Below are 17588 nucleotides of genomic sequence, written 5' to 3' on the forward strand. Positions count from 1 at the left end.
TTGGATCTCGCAGTGAGCCCACGCACGCGGGCACTGGACGAGGCCATCTTCGGCGTCGACGTCCACAGCGGGGACGTCCGCGGCGACGCACCGTCCTATGCGCTGGTCGTCCTCGACTGGGGGACCGACGACGGCGACGTAGCCGGCGGCGATGGATCTGCCGACGCCGATGCAACTTCCCCCGCCGATGCCGAGAGCGGCCGAGCGACCGCGTCCGCTCGCGACGCTCCGTCGATCGAGCGCGACGTCGTCACCCACCGGAAGCTCCGGCGGCTGATCGCCAGCGAGGAGCCCGCGCTCATCGCGACGGACAACGTCTACGAGCTCGCGACCGACGCGGACGATCTCGTGCGCTTCCTCCGGGAGCTGCCCGACGGAACGCGACTCGTGCAGGTCACCGGCGACGAGCAGCCCGAGCCCCTCTCCCGCGTCGCCAAGCGCCACGACGTGCCCTACGGCAAGGATCCGATGCAGGAGGCCGAGGCCTCGGCGCGCCTCGCCGCGGCGAACGTCGGCCAGATCGTTTCGGCCTTTACGAACACGACGAACGTCAAGGTCGCCCGGGGTCGCTCCACCGGGGGCGGTGGCGGCTGGAGCGAGGACCGCTACACCCGAAAGATCCACGGCGCGGTCCGCAAACGGAGTCGGGAGGTCGAATCGGCGCTCGACGACGCCGGGCTGGACTACGAGCAGGAGATCACCGAGAAGTACGGCGGCTTCTCCCGATCCGTGTTCGAGGTCGAAGCCAGCCCAGAGGAGCTACCGATCGGCCGCGAGCGCGCCGGCGACGTTCGCATCGAGATCGAGCGCGAACGCCGGGACGGGATCGAGTTCGAACCCCTCGCGAAACGCCGGGATCACGTCCTCGTCGGCGTCGATCCCGGAACGACGACGGCGGTCGCCGTGGTCGGTCTCGACGGGGAGATCCTGGACGTGCTATCGACGCGGACCGCCGACACCGCCGCGGTGACCGAGTGGATCGTCGAGCGTGGCCGGCCGATTCTCGTCGCCGCCGACGTCGAACCGATGCCCGAGACCGTCGAGAAGCTTCGCCGCAGTTTCGACGCAGCGGGCTGGATCCCCGAGACGGATCTCCCGGTCGACGAGAAGCTCCACCGCGCGCCCGATCACAGCTACGACAACGACCACGAGCGCGACGCGGTCGCCGCTGCGCTGTTCGCCCACGACGATCACGCCGACCAGTTCGAGCGGATCGCGCGGAAGGTCCCCCGAGACGTCGATCACGGCGAGGTCACCGGCCGGGTGCTCGCCGAGGACACCTCAGTCGAGGCGGTGCTCGCGGACATCCGCGAAGAAGCAGGAGACGATATCGACGACGCGGAGGACGGCGACGACGGTCACCAGCCACCCGAGCGCACCGAGGAGGAGCGACGGATCCGCGACCTCGAATCGCAGGTCGAGCGCCTGCAGGAGCACGTCGCGGAGCTCGAAACGACAATTTCCGAGAAGGACGACCGCATCGACGACCTGGAGTCCGACCTCGAATCCGCACGCAGCCGCGAGCGCCAAGAAGTTCGCGAAACTCGGGAGGTGACCCGCCTCAAGCGCCGGAACGAGGCCCTCGAGCGCGACCTCGAGAGCAAGGACGAGACGATCGCGGACCTCGAAGGCAAACTCGACCGGCTGAAAGCGCTCTGGAAGCTCGACCACTCGAACTTCGCCGACGTCGACCCCGAGAAACGCGGGCTCGTACCGGTCAAACCCGTCGACGAGTTCACCTCCTCCGCGATCGAGGCAGCCCACGAGACCTACGGCCTCGCCGAAGACGACGTGATCTACCTCCGGAACGCCGGCGGCGCGGGGCGATCGACCGCCAAGACGATCGTCGATTTCGGTCCGCGAGTGGTGTTGCTCGGGACCGGGAACCTCTCTGAGATTGCCGACGCCGTGTTGTTCCAGGCCGACATTCCGGTCGGGCCGGCCGACGACGTCGCGATGCAGGAGGTCGACGAGCTCGCCGTCGCCCGCGAGTCCGACGTCGAGGCGGTGATCGACGACTGGGAGCGCCGGGCGCGCGAGCGCGAACGCGAACAGACCGCCGAGATGGTCGACCAGCTGATCAGCGAGCACCGCGCCGGCGACAACGAAGCCTGACAATCGCTGTTCGTGGGGTGGGTCGGCCTCTGTGAGTAGCGCTCCGAGGGGACGGGGTCACGGCAACTAACAGCTTGGAAGCCCCCTCCCGCTCGCGCCCGCTCGCTCGCTGCGCGCTTCCCTCGCTCCCTTCGGTCGCTCGGTTCAGTGCTTGACTTCGCGAGCGAACGCGAGCGGTCGGCCCCTTCCAGTCCCACCCTGTTGCTTGGTCAATTCGAGCTATGTACGGTGGTGGGCGGTGGCGCGCGTTTCGGCGGTGAGCCGAGCGAAGCGAGGCGAACCCCGTCGGAGCTTGCTCCGACGGCGCATCGAGCGCTCGGGGACTTTCGGAGGCCACCATCGAAGAACAATGACAACCACCTCACGAATTCGAACCAGACGAGTAACCGCACAATCGTGCTAGTCGGCGACACGCTTTTGCGATCCGGAGCGAAAGACGGCGTACATGACGCTCGCAGAACGCATCGACGAGTTTCTCGACGCCCTGAAAATCTGGGCGCGAGGGCTCTACCACGGAATGCTCACGCACCCGGCCTACGAGAAGATCGAGAAGGAGGCCGAGGATCTGGAGGATGCGTTCATGCTCGCGTGCTTCCCGGACGCCTTCGGCATCCCCAGCCCGGTGTCGTACTACACCGCGGAGCTCCTACCGTTCCTCTCCGACGAGTTCGAGGCCTGGCAGCGCCGGATGTGGGACCGGGACTCGCTCGTCGAACGCAAGGGCCAGCAGTACCACTTCTGAATGAACGGACCAGTCACCGGAACGACTGCGGCGGGGGATCACTGATGGCGCGATTTCGCTTTTTCGGCGGGAAAGGCGGCGTCGGGAAGACGACCGTTTCCTCCGCGTACGGTCTGAAATGCGCGAACGCTGGACTGGAGACGCTCGTGGTGTCGACGGATCCGGCCCACAGCACCTCCGACGTGTTCGACCAGGCGTTTTCCGACGATCCCGCTCCCGTCGAAGGGCACGACCACCTGCACGCGATGGAGATCGATCCGGAGGATGAGGTTCAGAACCACCTCGGCGAGCTCCGCAGCCAGCTCGGCGAACAGCTCAGTCCCGCGATGGTCAACGAGGTCTCCCTCCAGCTCGAGATGGCCCACCAGACGCCCGGCGCCTACGAGGCCGCGCTGTTCGACCGGTTCATCGAGGTGATGCAACAGTCCGACCCCTACGACCGCGTGGTATTCGACACCTCGCCGACGGGCGGAACGCTACGCCTGCTTGCGCTTCCGGAGCTCCTCGAGGGGTGGATCGACCGGCTGCTTCACAAACGCGAGAAATCCATCGACTACTACGAGAAGGCAGCCATCGGGGAACAGCAGGCTCGCCGGATGAAGGAGGGCGATCCGATCCTGAAACGGCTCACCGAGCGCAAGGAACGGTTCGCGTACGCTGGCGAAACGCTCCGCGAGCAGGCCACCTTCACGTTCGTCCTCAACCCCGACGAGCTGTCGATTCGGGAGACGGACCGGGCGATCGGCGGCATCGAGGACACGGAGCTGCGCGTCGACGGGCTCGTCGTGAACAAGCTGACGCCCGCGCCCGACCCCGAAGAGGAGGGCCGCGGAGCGACCTTCCTCCGGGACCGCGTCGACACTGAACGGGAGCGCCTCGAGGAGATCCGCGCGGGATTCTCGGTACCGGTCGTCGGCGAGATCGAGACGCGAGTCCGCGAGGTCAAAGACTCACTGCTCGCCGACGTCGCCGACGAGATCGAGATCGATCCGACGGCCGAGATCGCCGCGGGAGACTGAGTAATCGACGCCGTCGGTCGCAGAGCCGGCTCCGGAATGAAGTGGTTCTCACTGGCGCGGCGGACTCGCTGGATCTGGCCGTCTGTGCTGGGCCACGACCACACACACGATTTTGGATTCCCGATATATATCGCGCGAATCGTGCAAAGAAATATCAAATTAAATGGATTATATTTATGAGCATGATCTTCATGATCGTACCCGTGGTATGTCATGGCAGGGGTAATCTGGATCGTGGCGCTGGTACTCGCGTCGTTTACCGTCGCGTACTTCAGGTACGGTCGGTATCTGTCCCAGTTCGTCGAACTGGACGACAGTCGCGACACGCCAGCCCACAAATACGAAGACGGTCAGGAGTACGTACCGGCCAAGAAACCCGTGTTGCTCGGGCACCACTACTCGAGCATCGCGGGCGGCGCCCCGATCGTGGGGCCGATTACGGCAGCGATGATCTGGGGCTGGGTCCCGGCGTTCCTGTGGGTCGCGATCGGTAACCCACTGCTGGGCGCAGTCCACGACTTCACGTCGCTGTCGGGGAGCTTGCGGCACGAAGGGAAGTCGATCGGCTACATCATCGGCGAGTACGTCGGGGAGCGAGGGAAGAACATGCTGCTGTGGTTCGCCTTCCTCCTCATCATTCTCGTCGTGGCGGTGTTCGCGCTGGTGATCGGCGTCGCGTTCAACGCCTACCCGTCCGCAGCGACCGCCAGCATGCTGTACATCACGCTGGCAGTGCTGTTCGGGTTGTGGCTCTACCAGTTCGACCTTCCCTTCGCGGCGGGAACGGTGTTGTTCGTCGCAGGCGTGTTCGCGTCGGTCTGGGTAGGCGTCAACTACCCAATGGCACTGTTTGGCACGCAGGACGCCTTCGGTAACGCGAGCAGTGACGTGATCATACTGTTCGGCGACTCTGGGCCAGGGTTCCTGGAGGTGCTCAACAGCACCAACATCGGCGCGTGGCTCGTCGTCACGCTGATCTACGGCGGGATCGCGAGCGTTCTCCCGGTGTGGATGCTGCTCCAGCCGCGTGACTACCTGTCCTCGTTCCTGCTGTACACCGGGGTCGGTGGCGCACTACTGGCGATCGTGGTCGGCACGTTCATCACCGGCGTCGACGCCTCGACCAGCGGCGGCCAGGCACTCGACCTCACCATCGAACTGGACATGTTCTATGGCTTCATGGGAGACGGCGGGCCGTTCGCCGATAGCCTCCCACTGATGCCACTGTTCCCACTGCTGTTCGTCACCATCGCCTGCGGGACGATCAGCGGATTCCACTCGCTGGTGTCCTCGGGCACGACGGCAAAACAACTCGATCAGGAGTCCGACGCCCGCCTGATCGGATACGGTGGGATGCTCGGTGAGGGGCTGCTCGCCTCCGTCGCGATCGCGTCGGTGGCGATCATCGCAGTCGCTCCCGAGGGGACGACCGGCGGGATCGGGCTCGCACTCCCGAACTTCGCGACTGGTGGTGGCGCGATTCTCACCACGCTCGGGATCTCGATGACGTACGCGGCGCCGTTCATGGCGCTCGTGCTCGCGAGCTTCCTGCTCACCAGCATGGACACGGCCTGTCGGCTAGGCCGGTATATGATGGAGGAGATCGTCGGCACGCCGGAGACGACCGCAGAGGAGTTCGCGGCGAACCGCTTCGCGAACACGAGCGTCATCGTCGTGTTGGCGTTCCTCCTGGTCTACACCGGTAACTGGGAGGACCTCTGGACGCTGTTCGGCGGGGCCAACCAGCTGCTGGCCGCGATGGCCCTGCTGACCGCGACCGTCTGGATCGCCAACTGGGACGACACGAAGCAGCTCGTCTCGACCGGCGTCCCGATGGCGCTGATGACGGTGGTCACGATCTGTGGCCTGCTGTGGACGACGCTGTATACGGTGCTCGGGGGACGCTTGCTCGGCGAAACCGCCGACGCAGAAACCGATATACTGGCACAGCTCTCCGCGGTTGCACAGCTCGCGATCGGACTGACGCTGGTCGGTCTGGCGCTTGGCCTCCTCTGGATGGGCTACAACAACATCACGGAGGTGAGAGATCTGGGCGGCGAACGCGTCGCCGCAGATGGTGGCGATCCCGACCAGCCCAGTGACGACTGACGCCACTACCCGCCAACCGGACATTTTTCGGATCCACGGGATGCGAGTCGTGACTCCCGACTGCCGTGACGCGTATGCCGCCGGCGTCTGAGGGGGACGTATGACGACCCTCGAAACGTGGACGCTCGGGATCCACATCGCCGCTGGGACGCTGGCCGTCCTCTCGGGCGTAGGAGCGCTCGCGGCGACGAAGGGCGGGCCGCGACGCCGTCGATCACAGACTCAGATCTGCAGCCGTCGCGAGATCAGCCCGAGGAGGCCCCGCTCCTCGTTCTCGATCGGTTCCCAGAGCGTCAGCGCCTCGCGCACGTCGGCCTCGTCGCTGGCGACCAGCGCCTCGCGGTCGGGCGCGACGACCGCGACGTGGACGTCGTAGTGGCCGTTGTACCCGTATTTCAACAGCGTGCGCTCGTCGGTTCCCGCGATCGTCTCGCGGACGTCCTCGGGAATCTTCGGAGCGACTAGCACGAACGTGAAGTCCGTGCTGTAATGCTCGGGATCGGGATCGATCCACTCGTCGGCGAGATCGTGGCCGAGTTCGAGCAGTCGGTCGATCTCCGCGACGGTGGCGGAGCTTACCCGGCGGAGGAACAGATGTTCGTGGGACTCGTGGTGAGCGAAGGAGATCGAGGGGTGGAGCACGTGTTTCTGGCTGTGGAGCTCCATCTCTCCGTAGAGGTCGAAGGACTCGCCGTGGACTGTGCGATCCTGCTCGAGATCGTAGTTGTGGAGGAGTCGGCCAGCGACCTCGTTGACGTACTCGTCCTCCCACTCGGGGACGTCGGCAAAGGGATCCGCCTCGTCGCCAGCGTCGGCATCCCCGTCCACACCGGCGTCGAGGTCGGTTCCCGTTTCTGTCTCGGCGTCGGGGGAGTCGCCAGCGCCGCTCATGGCTCGTAGGGGTGGGCGTCGTTGGCCGACGGCGCGCCGATCGCGAGCACCTCTGCCGCCTCGTCCGCGTCTGCGGCGACGTAGGCTCGCTGCGGGCTGCCCGGTTCCACGACGATCAGCTCACCGGCGTCAGCGGCGAGGTCTTCCTCGGGCGTCTCGAGGGAGAGAGTGCCCGAGAGCACGTAGAACAGCTCCTCCTGCTCCTCGTGGTAGTGGTACGCCAGCGGGATCGTCTCGCCCGGTGCGGCCTCGTAGACGTGCGCCCCGAGGTGTGTGAGTCCCACAGCGTCGCTGATCGATCGCCTGCTCGCCTCCCGGTCGGGATCGTCGGCGGCCGGCAGTTCCGCAGGATCGATCACTGCATATCCCATGTGTGAACTGGTGTCACCCCGAGGGTACATAGCTTTGGCCCCGAGGGACGACGCAGAAGGGGAAAAGAGCCGGCAGATACCGAAGCGGCAGACAGTGAAGCGGCAGATGCTCGCGAAGCGACCGAACGGCGCCGCGCCCCTATCGGAGCAGATCGAGCAGTCCGGTATCGCCGGCCTCCGACGCGCCGTCGTCGTAGGCGCCGCGCTGGAGGATCGCCTCGTACTGCCGACGAACGGCCTCGATCTCGGCGTTCTTCCGGTCGATTTCGTTCTCTAGTTGGCTGACACGCGAGCGGAGTCGGCTCACTTCCCCGTTCCCGTTGATCTCTGCAGCGACCTGGGCCGCAGCGGGTCCGTCCCCGTTCCCGCCTGCGGTTGTTCCGTCCTCTGGAGGTGCTGACATGGCGACACACCGTCACGGGTCGGGTGGTCAAAAGACTTTGTCAGACGGTCGTCACACGGGAGTCCCTGCTGGCGATTCTCCGCCGAGTTGGGGGTCGTTCGGGGTCGCGGAGCGACGGTGGTTGGAACGGCTACTCACCCAGATGCTCTAGCACGCCTTCGGTCGTGCCGGGGACTGACTCGGGCGCCGCACCCGCAGCGGCCGCAGCGTCGGGATCTTTCAGCAGGTGGCCAGTGGTCAGGCAGACGACCTGCTCGTCGTCGGCCACGACGTCGCGGTCGCGGAGCTCGCGGAGGCCGGCCAGCGAGGCCGCGGAGGCGGGCTCGACGCCGACGCCCTCCTCGGCGAGATCGCGCTGGGCCTCGGTGATGGCCTCGTCGTCGACGGCGACGGCGGTTCCGTCGGTTTCGCGGATCCCCGGCAGCGCTTTCGGCGCGTTGACGGGGTTGCCGATGCGGATCGCGGTCGCACGCGTCTCGACGCTCTCCCAGCGCTGGATCTCGTCGGCGCCGTTCTCGATCGCCTCGACCATCGGCGCGGCGCCGCTGGCCTGAACGCCGGTGAGCTTCGGCACCTGCTCGGGCTCGAGCTCGCCGGCCTGGACGAGTTCGCGAAAACACTTGTACAGCGCAGCGGTGTTGCCCGCGTTACCGACGGGGAGGACGATCCGATCGGGATACTCGCCGAGGCGCTCGCGGTGGGCCTCGAGGATCTCCAGACCGATCGTCTTCTGGCCCTCGAGGCGGAAGGGGTTCAACGAGTTCAGGAGGTACGCCTCGCCCCGGTTCGCGAGATCCTGCACGATGTCGAGACAGACGTCGAAGTTGCCGTCCACCTCGAGAATCCGCGCGCCGTGGAGGCTCGCCTGCGCGACCTTCCCGGCAGCCACCTTCCCGGCAGGCAGCAGGACGAGCGTCTCCATGCCCCCGCGGGCACCGTAGGCCGCCAGCGCTGCGGAGGTGTTCCCCGTCGACGCGCAGGCGAGGCGATCGACGCCGAGTTCCTTCGCAGCGCCGACGCCGACGGTCATCCCGCGATCCTTGAAGCTCCCGGTGCCGTTCATCCCCTCGTGCTTGACGTGGAGCGAGTCGACGCCGACTGACTCCTCGAGGCGAGGGACCGAGTACAGCGGCGTGTCGCCCTCCTCGATCGAGACGTGCTGAGGGACCGGCAGGGCCGCCTCGTATCGCCAGACGCCGGATCCCGAGAACTGATCGAAGGTCGGCGGGTCGGCGTAGCGAACTTCCAGAAGGCTATCGCAGTCGGGGCAGGTGTAGACGACGCTCTCGAACGGAGCGAGGGTCTCCCCGCAGTCGATGCAGGCCAGCCAGACGCCGTTCTCGGCCTCGGCGGGCGTTGCGGCCGCGGGCTCGGTCAGTGAGAGGCTCATTGGCAGGGCATTGCGGGCCGCGGGCAAAAGCGAGGCGGTTCCGCGATTATGGACTTGCGGACCAGATCGTGCTCGAATCACTAGCTTCGACCATGCGAGAAGCAAAACCGCGTCGAAAGCCCCCTCCCGCTCGACGATCCTGACTCGCTGCGCGCCTCACTCCCTCACTTCGTTCGGTCACTGCGGTGCTTGCGTCGTCAGCTATCGCCGACCGGTCGGCCCCTTTCAGTCCCGCCCGCGAGGTAGTGTGGTGGGCCATCGCTCCTGTGGATCCTCCGGTCGGGCGGAGTCAGCTGCCGACCCCACGCGCCAGGCTCTGTGGAGCAGTCCACCGAGCTACGCTCGCCTCAAATCACCACAGGGTGGGGACTCCGGAAGGAGCCGACCGCTCGTCGAGGTAGGAGTAGCAAGCACCGCAACGAGCGAGCAGAAGCGAGCGAAGTGAGGAGCGCAGCAAGCGTACATCGACGAGCGGGAGGGGGCTTCCGTGGGCGGTCGCAGCGGCAGTATGCCGGGTGCCAGCCAAGACCGCATCCCCACTATTCACTCCCGATCGTCGGCGTCGAACTCGTCGATGACGCCGTGGACGGTCTCGGTCCAGGCGTCGAGCGCCTCGTGGAGCAGCCCCTTCGCCTCCGGAAGCGGGACTGCGGTGTACTGGTAGACGTAGCCGCCGGGATCGAGCAGCCGGCGATCGCGGCTCACGAGCCCCTTCTCCAGCAGCGCCGTCAGCGAGCGGTTCACGTTGGAGCGATCGCGGTCGAGCACGTCTGCGAGCTCCTCCGCCGTGGTGCCGGGGCGATCGAGCAGCGCGAGATACGTTCGGGTCTCGTGTTCCTGAATCCCGAACACGCACGTCATCACGGCGTCGAACGCCGGATCGGACGCCTCCATCAGCGACGCCATGTCGTGATCGGGCTCGCTCATGGAGTCCGGTTGCAGCCGATGGGACCTAAGCGTGTTCACCGCGATCGGTCTAGTGGCGAGTTCGGTGGCCCCAGTCGCGTCAGGAATCGCTGGCGTACCCGTGTTTCTCGATGCACTGCAACATTTCCTCGCGGGTGTCGTGCGTGTGCAACGTCGTCGGCGTGTCGCAGTAGTACTGGTCGCCGTCGTGACGGAGCGTGACCTCGTGGTCGTCGCCGAGGACTTCGGTGCTGACGACGACCGATCGACCCTCCCCGAGCGCGACCAGGATCTCGTCAGCGGTCACCTCACCGGCGTCGACCCGCAACGGTCCCGTCATACGCCAGCGATCGCCGGGGATCCACTTCGTTCCTCCCATCGCCGACCCCGATCTCTCCCCCGAAACGGGGTATTTTTACCCGACGCAGTCGGAGATAGTTGGCAATGCCGGTCATTCCGTGGGACGTCCTGGGCTACACCCTCGGGCCGACGGTGGCCCTCGTCGTGGTGTTCGCCCTCGTGACGGGCTGGCTCGGCTACGCCCGCGCAGCGCTCGATCGCGACCCCGTAGGCCGAGTGATTGAGCTCCTGCCGTACGTCAGCGTCCTCGCAGTCGTACTGCTGTTCAACGCCTATCTCCGCCCCCGTATCGACGATTTCTCCTCGGCGTTCGCGGTGAACTTCACTCACGAAATTCACGACTTCGAAGGGAACCTCGTCGCACACCTCCAGGAGGCGATCCCGGAGCCGATGTTCCTCTACTTCTCCGCAGTGTACGTCATCGGCTACGGTGCTCTGCTGATGTACCCCCCAATAGCATACATCGTCCTCGACGACGTCGTCAAACCCGCCATGCTGTTCGTCGCCTACGCGGTGAACTACTTCGTCGGCGCGCTCTGTTACATCGTCTTCAACGTGTTCGGCCCGCGCAACCTTCAGGTCGGCCGGGTTCGACAGCCGCTGTTCGAGGAGTTCCCGGAGGTGATGTACATCACCAGCGCGATCAACACCAACTCGAACGCGTTTCCGTCGCTCCACACCTCGATGGCGGTGATGGTGCTGGTCTTCGCGTGGTACACCCGCGAGGAGTATCCGCGCTGGCTGGCGATCGTCGCTGTCATCGCACCGAGCGTCGTCCTCGCGACGATGGCGCTCGGCATCCACTGGTTCACCGACGTCATCGCTGGGATTGGGCTGGCGCTACTCAGCGTCGGTACGGCCCAGTGGAGCGTCGCCCTGTACCGCGGTGACGGCGACGACGATCGGCGACCGCTCGATCCGGTCAAGCTCTAGCCGGCGAGTCGGCGCGAAACCAGCAGCCATCGGGCACTTACTCGACGACGGCCGACGCCGATACCCCACGTAGACCGATCGACCGGGTGCGCCAGCCATCGCCGGCGTCGACGAGCACGGTCCCGTCCCTCGCGACGGCGAAGAGAGAACTGCCGTCCGCGGCGTAAGACACGTCGGCAGCTGCGGCCCCGGCCGGCCACTCGACGGACGACCACTCGTCGTCCTCGCGTGCGAGGAGCTCCCCATCGGACCAGGCGTGGGCCGCTGGGGCGGTCGATCCGCTGCCGGTCGTTTCGTCGTCGGTGGCGTCGGTCGATCCGCTGCCAGTGTCGTCAGTCGATCCGCGACCATAGTGATCGGGCGGGCCGCCGGCCGTCACGAGTTCGAACGCACCGGATCGCTCCTCGGTCCAGCCTGGACCGAGCCGAAAGAGTCCGTCGCCCGTCGCGGCGAACGGTCCCGGGCCGGCACCACCCGTCGGAACGGCGACGTCACGCACGTCGTCGAGGCCGACGTGCTCGATCGAGGACGGGCCGGCACGGTAGACGCCGTCGGGTGTCGCAAGCAGGGCTCCGTCGGCGCGCCGAACCGTGGCCTCACCGATATCGGCCCAGTCGACGGCGTCATCACCGCGATCGGCCCCTGCGTGCTGGAGCACTGCCGAAAGCGAAGCGCGGCGAACGATCCCGTCGCTGCCGGCCGCGACGACGGCAGCGCGGTTTTCCGTTGCAGCGTCCCGCTCGCTGCCGTCAGCGATCGCTACTGCCTCCGTCGCGCCTACGCCAGTGCGTGCGGTGCCAGCGGTTGCCGCGACGCCGTCGTCTCCGAGCGCGACGAGTTGCAGATCGTTTTCGGTCGCGACGAGCAGTCGGCCAGCACCGGCTGGCACGACGTCGTGGACCGGCGTTCTGAGCGCCAGCCCGAACTCGCCGATGACGTCCGCCGAGAGGCCGACGATCGCGAGTCCCTGCTCGGTTGCGACGGCGAGGCGCGTCCTGCCGGCGCTCGCGTCGTAGACGCGCTTCTCCGCGATGTCCATGTCCGTACGTGATCAGAGAGTGGACGAAAACGTTCCGTTGGCGGCTGCAGCGGGGTCGCCTGGCGATCGTCTCCGTCCGGAGAGGTGGTCACCGAACGGTGACAGTCAGAAAACGCCTCACTCAGTGGGCGTCAGGACGGTCCTGACGACGCGTTCGTACCCCAGCAGGTAGATGCCGGCGTACAGGAACAGGAGACCGAGCAGTCCGAACCACGCGGCAGTCTTGAGTTCTCCAGCGGTGAACCTGAGCATGCTCTGGAGCTCCACGAACAGCCCCAGCAGCGTCAACAGCGTGGCGCCAGCGAGTGAGACGGCGAGTTCGACGATCGAGTTCATCGCCGGAACCCAGCTGCTGGGCTATTATCACCTTTTCGGAGCGCTCAGCCGTGTGGAGAGCCACACTGGACGGCATACTGGAGCGTCGGAGTACGAAAGCGAACTACAACGGCGCTCGGCACGGCACGAACGACCCGAAGCCGCCGGTCGACGTCGCCTCGGGATCAAGCGGCCGGCCCTCACGTGAGGTGATCGGCAACGTCCTCGATCTGGCCCCGGCAGTACGGACACCGGTAGCTCGTCGAAAACCCGTCGGACTGCGTGACAGTGTTCGCTTCGAGTTCGTGCATCGCGACCTCACGATCGCACTCGGGGCACGAAACTTTCGGCACGTACGTTGGTTCCCGACCACGGCAAAAAAGCCCCCGATCCGTGCGTCGTGCTGTCGGTTCACAGGGAATGCTCGCGAGGAGAGATCGTGAAGAGAGATCGCTCGTCGAGATAGGGCCGCAGAGAAACGTGCCGAAGGCTACCCTCAACGCTCGAGGCGGTCGAGAACGGCATCCGCCTCGTAGGCGAGCCGGATTTCTCGGGACCGTCCGCGCCCCTCGAGATCCGCGTACTCGGTCTCGACGATTCCGAGCTCGTCGAGCTTGTTGACGATCTCGGAGTACCGGGTGTAGCCGAGATCCGTCGCGTCCCGGAACGCTTCGTAGACGTCGCCGGCCTGCTCGCCGTCGTGTTCGGCGAGCACCGTGACCAGTTCGGCCTCCGAATCCGACAGCGTCCGGAGGCTGTGCGTGAGGTGGACGTATTTCGCGGCGTCGAAGGCCTCCTCGACGTCGTCGAGAATGACCTCCCGGCTGCCGCGCATCTCGGCGTTGAGGCCCGCCCGGCGCAGGAGGTCGAGGCCGACGCGGACGTCGCCGCTCTGGGCGGTCAGCTCCGCGACGCGATCGAGCACCGGCTGCCCGACGACGCCCTCGTTGAACCCCCGCTCGACGCGTGCGCCGAGAATATCCATGAGTTCGGCCTGCCCGTAGGTCGGGAAGTAAACCTTCTCGGGGCGGAAGACGCTCTGAACGCGGCCGTCGAGCGCCTCGATGACGTCGAGATCCGGATCCGAAGAGACGACGAACACGCCGATCTTGGCGCCGCCGCGCTCCTCGTGGGCACGTAGCATCGAGTAGAGCGTGTCGGAGGCCTCGTTTTCATAGAACAGGTAGTTCACGTCGTCGAGCGCGACCACGAGGATCTCCTCGTTCTCGACGAGGCGCTCGGTTATCTGGCGAAACAGCTTCTTGAAGGAGACGCCCGAGGCTGGTGGCTCGTAGTCGAAGACGTGCTCGAACAGGCGGGAGAAGACCGCGTAGCGGGTGTCGTTGACCTGGCAGTTCACCCGAACCGTCGAGACGTCGGCGGCGGCACCCAGCTCGCCGAAGAGCTTGTGGATCGCCGTCGTCTTTCCGGTGCCGGGCGGGCCGCGCACCAGCGCGTTCAGCGGCCGTGATCCCCGTACCGCGGGCCGAAGCGCGTACTTCAGACTCTCGAGTTCGGACTCGCGGTGTGCGAACGTCTCGGGCACGTAGTCGATCTCGAAGACGCGCTCGTCCCGGAACACCGTCTCGTCCCACGCGAGCATCCCCTCATCGGGGTCCCCATCCATCACTTTCACCACGCTTCCCAGTGGCCTTAAGCTTTCGGCGTTGACGGCGGCAGGAGCACGCCTTCCTGCGATATGCTACTCGCTGGACGATCCGTGAAACGGGAAATCGCTGGGCGGTGGGGCCGCGATGCGAAGCGTACCCCGCCGAGCGAGGTGTACCACATCGAAGGGAGCGTCCCCCATCGAAGGAAGCGCCCCGTCGAACGAACCGTCCCCCGTCGGGCAGAGCGCCTACCGATCGCCGTCCACAAGCCGCTGACGCCGGCGGGCGGCAACGAACGCGCCGCCGAGCGCCGGCACCGTCAGCGCGCCGAGGAGCCAGCCGTACTCGCTGCCGTAGCGCCGCACCGAGGTCGCGGTCTCGGACTCCACGGCGAGCGTGCCGGCCGCGCTTCCGCTGATGGCCAGCTCGTACTGCCCGCGCTGGTCGAACGATCGCTCGAAGGTCACCTGCTCGGTCGCACCGGGAGCGACCTCGACGGCTCGCTCCGCGACGACCACGCCACCGACCGACAGCTCGGCGAGGAACGTGTCCGTCTCTGTGCCGTCGTTGGTCACGTCCGCGGTGACCGTCGTCGTCTCGCCGGGCTGGATCGCTGCCGGCGAGAGCGAGGCGTTCGAAACCTCGAATCCGCCGCCGGCCGCAGGCTCGGTGACCGTCACCGTGCCAGCGGTCAGCCATCCGAAGGCAACCTCGAACTCGCCAGGCTGCTGGAAAGTGCGCTCGAAGGTGACGGTCCGCGTGTCACCCGGATCCACGCCCACGGTTCGCTGCTCGACGACCGTGCCGTCGATGGACAGGCGAACGGTGTGTGGCTCCCGCGTGGACCCCTCGTTGTAGATCGTCGCGGACGCGGTCGCCGACTCGCCGACCGTGATCTCCGTTGGCGAGACGTCCGCGTCGACGATGGACGTCGAGGAGTCCTCATCGTCGTCTTCGTCGGTCTGGGCGATAACCGTGAACTTCCCGTCGTCGACGTCGTCGAAGCTGTCGACGTAGACGCCGACCCGAACGTCGCTTCCGGGCTGCACCGTCCGCGGCTCACCAGCGTCGGTGCTGGGATCGTCGCCCCAGTAGAAGGAGACGCCCGGCGCGTCGCTCTCGACGCTGATCTCGGCTGACTCCGAGGCGGTGACGCCGACGGTGAACACCTCGTCGACTCTGGTCTCGGCGTCCTCGTTGAGATCCTCGAAGGTCAGCGCCAGCTCGCCGTCGCCGTCGATCTGTGCGTACTGACCGTTGGGTCCAGAAGACGGCGAGAGGGAAACGACGGAGCCGTTGGCTGCGTCCACGGTCGCCGCGGCGGTTTCGGGACTCCCCCCGGAGTCAGCGCTGGCCGCCGCGCCCAGACCGATCACTCCCGCCGCTATCAGAAAGAGGGCGAGGACGACGAGGTGTGATCGAGTCATCTGTGGAGATCATGTGAATAGTTGGCGTGCGGTGCCGAATCGAAGAGTTCGGCGTGGTCTACGTCGCGGCTTCGACGGTGAGCGTTACGTCGTAGCTGCCCGAAGAGACACCAGTCGTATTGATATCGAGCCCGACGTTCTGGGTGGCGCTGTCTGCCAGCGTGAAGCTCGTAGTGTTGGCAGTGATGGCCGGTGCGCTGCCAGAGGCGTCCTGCGAGATCGTGACGGAGATCTCCTCGCCGTAATTATTTTCGACCGTAAAGGCCGGATCGACGTTGAAGGTCGCGTTGCGGTTCAGCTTGTTCGCGTCGATCGTCAGCTGACCGTCCTCGCTGGTCACCCAGTTCGAGGATCCGGCCTGGAGGCCGATGACGGCGTTCGAGTCGTCGGCCGTCTCGATGCTCACGCTTCGGTCTGCCTCTGCAGTGGTGAACGCGCCAGTTCCGAACAGTGCGCCGCCGGCGATCGTCAGTACGCCCAGAATAACCAGGACGTTGCGTCGAGTTGCTCTCATGTTGAATCGTGGTTGTGTAGTCGTCGGTTGTCACACGCGTCCCGTGGTGGTCCCCCGGGCCACGCTGTGTAAGCTATCCATACTACCCCACCCCCTTCGTATTGAGCCGCTTGAACGACCGCAAGGAGGGCTTGAAACCGGGCAGTGTGCCGCCGGTCAGGTAGAAAGCCCTGCTTGAAACCCCACGCCGTCCCCGGATCGGGCCGGAAGCACTTTGTGTCGGGCAATCCACGCCTGAAACCACAGTGGCGACGAGCGAGGCCGGCGACGGCGGGCCGAATCGAGACGAGGTGTTCGACCTCCTCTCGAACCACCGCCGGCGCTACACGCTGCACTACTGCAAGCAGGCCGACGAGCCAGTGACGACCTCGGATCTGGCCGAGACCGTCGCGGCCTGGGAACTCGACAAGCAGGTCAACGAGCTGACCTCCGACGAGCGCAAGCGCGTGTACACCTCCCTCCAGCAGACGCACCTCCCGACGCTCGCCGACGCCGGGATGATCACCTACGAGGATCACGAGGTCGAGCTGACCGAGGATGCGCGGAAGCTCGAGGTCTACATGGACATCGTCCCGGAGGGCGAGATCCCGTGGGGCATCTACTATCTCGGCCTCTCGGCGGTCGGCTTTGCGGTGCTCGGTGGCGTCTGGGGCGGCGTGTTGCCGAGCGGCGGTAGCGTCTCGCCGCTCGGCTGGGCCGGACTGGTCGTGGGGCTGTTCGCCGTATCGGCCGCGTTCCACACGTACTCCAGTCGGCGGCATCGGCTGGGAGATCGTGAACGACCGCCGTGACGGCCGGTCCAGGGGAAGGAGAGTAGCAGTCTATGGCCGTCGCGATGGAGAAGTTAGTTGATGGAAACGGACGCTATCAATACGATGCGTCGCAGTCGTACTGGACATCGGGCACGACGATCGACCCGTCGTAGACCTCTATAGATCCTGAAGCCTCTGCTCGCAGAGTCACATCGCCAGTACCGCTCGCCGTCGCGTTGTCAGAGCAGGCGAGGACGACGGTATCTGCTTGGCTAGGATCCAATTGGGCAGGATCTTCACTGACATCTAGCGTGCCATCTGCCGTACCTTGAATGTTGGCGACCTCAAAGGTGACCGATGAGAAGGATCCATTGTACCGATTCTGAACGTTTGTAACCTCTTGAGACTGATCGACCTGGCCGCAAAAGATCCAGATGCAAAAATAATTAGACACTTCGCTTCCGTCGTAGGTCACCTCCGTCGCAAGATACGATTCGCTATCGGCGGCGACCGACACCGACACGTCGCGATCAGCGCTGGCGCGGTCGAACGCACCGGTGTGCGCTGCCCCAAATGCGAGCCCCGTGGCGACGAGTGCGAAGCCGACAACGAGGAGAATCCGGTTCATTGGTGCCACTAGACTCAGATGTACTCGGCAGCAATGATATCGGGCGACATTCGATAACAGCACC

At 65.9% G+C, this 17588-nt stretch carries 18 protein-coding genes; 6 read left to right on the plus strand and 12 right to left on the minus strand.

Translation table 11 applies throughout. The features are described 5' to 3' along the window. The first annotated feature begins 12 nt into the window (after positions 1–12). The 4 genes from MXF70_RS03155 to MXF70_RS03170 all read left to right on the plus strand — a co-directional run bounded on the left by MXF70_RS03155 (position 13) and on the right by MXF70_RS03170 (position 5985). On the plus strand, positions 13–2115 hold the full coding sequence (locus MXF70_RS03155) for a DUF460 domain-containing protein (RefSeq protein WP_248517349.1): 2103 nt from the start codon (positions 13–15) through the stop codon (positions 2113–2115). A gap of 445 nt (positions 2116–2560) precedes the next feature. Continuing rightward, positions 2561–2857: a DUF7990 family protein gene (locus MXF70_RS03160; protein WP_248517351.1), complete on the plus strand. Its 297-nt coding sequence runs from the start codon at positions 2561–2563 to the stop codon at positions 2855–2857. Between the two features lie 44 nt (positions 2858–2901). Beyond that, complete coding sequence (locus MXF70_RS03165) at positions 2902–3876, plus strand: ArsA family ATPase (RefSeq protein WP_248517353.1); 975 nt, start codon at positions 2902–2904, stop codon at positions 3874–3876. A 213-nt stretch (positions 3877–4089) separates the two neighbouring features. Continuing rightward, positions 4090–5985, plus strand: a complete 1896-nt coding sequence (locus tag MXF70_RS03170) for a carbon starvation CstA family protein (protein ID WP_248517355.1) — start codon at positions 4090–4092, stop codon at positions 5983–5985. Between the two features lie 222 nt (positions 5986–6207). Here MXF70_RS03170 and MXF70_RS03175 read toward each other — a convergent pair whose 3' ends face one another. From MXF70_RS03175 to MXF70_RS03200, 6 genes are all read right to left on the minus strand, one after another. Then, positions 6208–6876: a DUF8052 family protein gene (locus MXF70_RS03175; RefSeq protein ID WP_248517357.1), complete on the minus strand. Its 669-nt coding sequence runs from the start codon at positions 6874–6876 to the stop codon at positions 6208–6210. Then, positions 6873–7247, minus strand: a complete 375-nt coding sequence (locus MXF70_RS03180) for a cupin domain-containing protein (protein ID WP_248517359.1) — start codon at positions 7245–7247, stop codon at positions 6873–6875. Before MXF70_RS03180 ends, MXF70_RS03175 begins: the two co-directional genes overlap by 4 nt. Positions 7248–7386: 139 nt before the next feature. Then, complete coding sequence (locus MXF70_RS03185) at positions 7387–7650, minus strand: PilN family protein (protein ID WP_248517361.1); 264 nt, start codon at positions 7648–7650, stop codon at positions 7387–7389. 130 nt (positions 7651–7780) lie between these two features. Continuing rightward, positions 7781–9040, minus strand: coding sequence for a threonine synthase (gene thrC, locus MXF70_RS03190; RefSeq protein ID WP_248517363.1), 1260 nt, complete (start codon positions 9038–9040; stop codon positions 7781–7783). Positions 9041–9583: 543 nt separating this feature from the next. Next, positions 9584–9967, minus strand: coding sequence for a helix-turn-helix domain-containing protein (locus MXF70_RS03195; RefSeq protein WP_248517365.1), 384 nt, complete (start codon positions 9965–9967; stop codon positions 9584–9586). A 79-nt stretch (positions 9968–10046) separates the two neighbouring features. Beyond that, positions 10047–10286 (minus strand): DUF8001 family protein, encoded by a 240-nt coding sequence (locus tag MXF70_RS03200; protein ID WP_375140838.1) that lies wholly within the window; start codon positions 10284–10286, stop codon positions 10047–10049. Between the two features lie 104 nt (positions 10287–10390). On the opposite strand from MXF70_RS03200, the gene MXF70_RS03205 reads away from it, so the two are divergent. Continuing rightward, a complete protein-coding gene (locus MXF70_RS03205; protein WP_248517369.1) occupies positions 10391–11239 on the plus strand; it encodes a phosphatase PAP2 family protein in 849 nt (282 codons plus the stop codon). A 37-nt stretch (positions 11240–11276) separates the two neighbouring features. Here the strand turns inward: MXF70_RS03205 and MXF70_RS03210 are convergent, their stop codons facing one another. From MXF70_RS03210 to MXF70_RS03230, 5 genes are all read right to left on the minus strand, one after another. After that, positions 11277–12278: an HVO_0234 family beta-propeller protein gene (locus MXF70_RS03210; RefSeq protein WP_248517371.1), complete on the minus strand. Its 1002-nt coding sequence runs from the start codon at positions 12276–12278 to the stop codon at positions 11277–11279. 117 nt (positions 12279–12395) lie between these two features. Continuing rightward, positions 12396–12614, minus strand: a complete 219-nt coding sequence (locus MXF70_RS03215; protein ID WP_248517373.1) for a DUF8151 family protein — start codon at positions 12612–12614, stop codon at positions 12396–12398. Between the two features lie 475 nt (positions 12615–13089). Next, entirely contained in the window at positions 13090–14220 is a 1131-nt protein-coding gene (locus MXF70_RS03220) for an ORC1-type DNA replication protein (RefSeq protein ID WP_248517375.1), read from the minus strand. A gap of 231 nt (positions 14221–14451) precedes the next feature. Continuing rightward, entirely contained in the window at positions 14452–15630 is a 1179-nt protein-coding gene (locus tag MXF70_RS03225; RefSeq protein WP_248517377.1) for a CARDB domain-containing protein, read from the minus strand. 58 nt (positions 15631–15688) lie between these two features. Then, entirely contained in the window at positions 15689–16144 is a 456-nt protein-coding gene (locus tag MXF70_RS03230) for a hypothetical protein (protein WP_248517379.1), read from the minus strand. Positions 16145–16389: 245 nt separating this feature from the next. Here MXF70_RS03230 and MXF70_RS03235 point away from each other — a divergent pair, with 245 nt between their 5' ends. Next, the gene (locus tag MXF70_RS03235; protein WP_248517381.1) at positions 16390–16935 is read left to right on the plus strand and encodes a DUF7344 domain-containing protein; all 546 of its coding nucleotides are present in this window, start codon (positions 16390–16392) and stop codon (positions 16933–16935) included. A gap of 76 nt (positions 16936–17011) precedes the next feature. Here MXF70_RS03235 and MXF70_RS03240 read toward each other — a convergent pair whose 3' ends face one another. Continuing rightward, positions 17012–17524, minus strand: a complete 513-nt coding sequence (locus MXF70_RS03240) for a hypothetical protein (RefSeq protein WP_248517383.1) — start codon at positions 17522–17524, stop codon at positions 17012–17014. Positions 17525–17588: the final 64 nt, after the last annotated feature.

Source organism: Salinarchaeum laminariae (assembly GCF_023204835.1).
Lineage (GTDB): Archaea > Halobacteriota > Halobacteria > Halobacteriales > Salinarchaeaceae > Salinarchaeum > Salinarchaeum laminariae.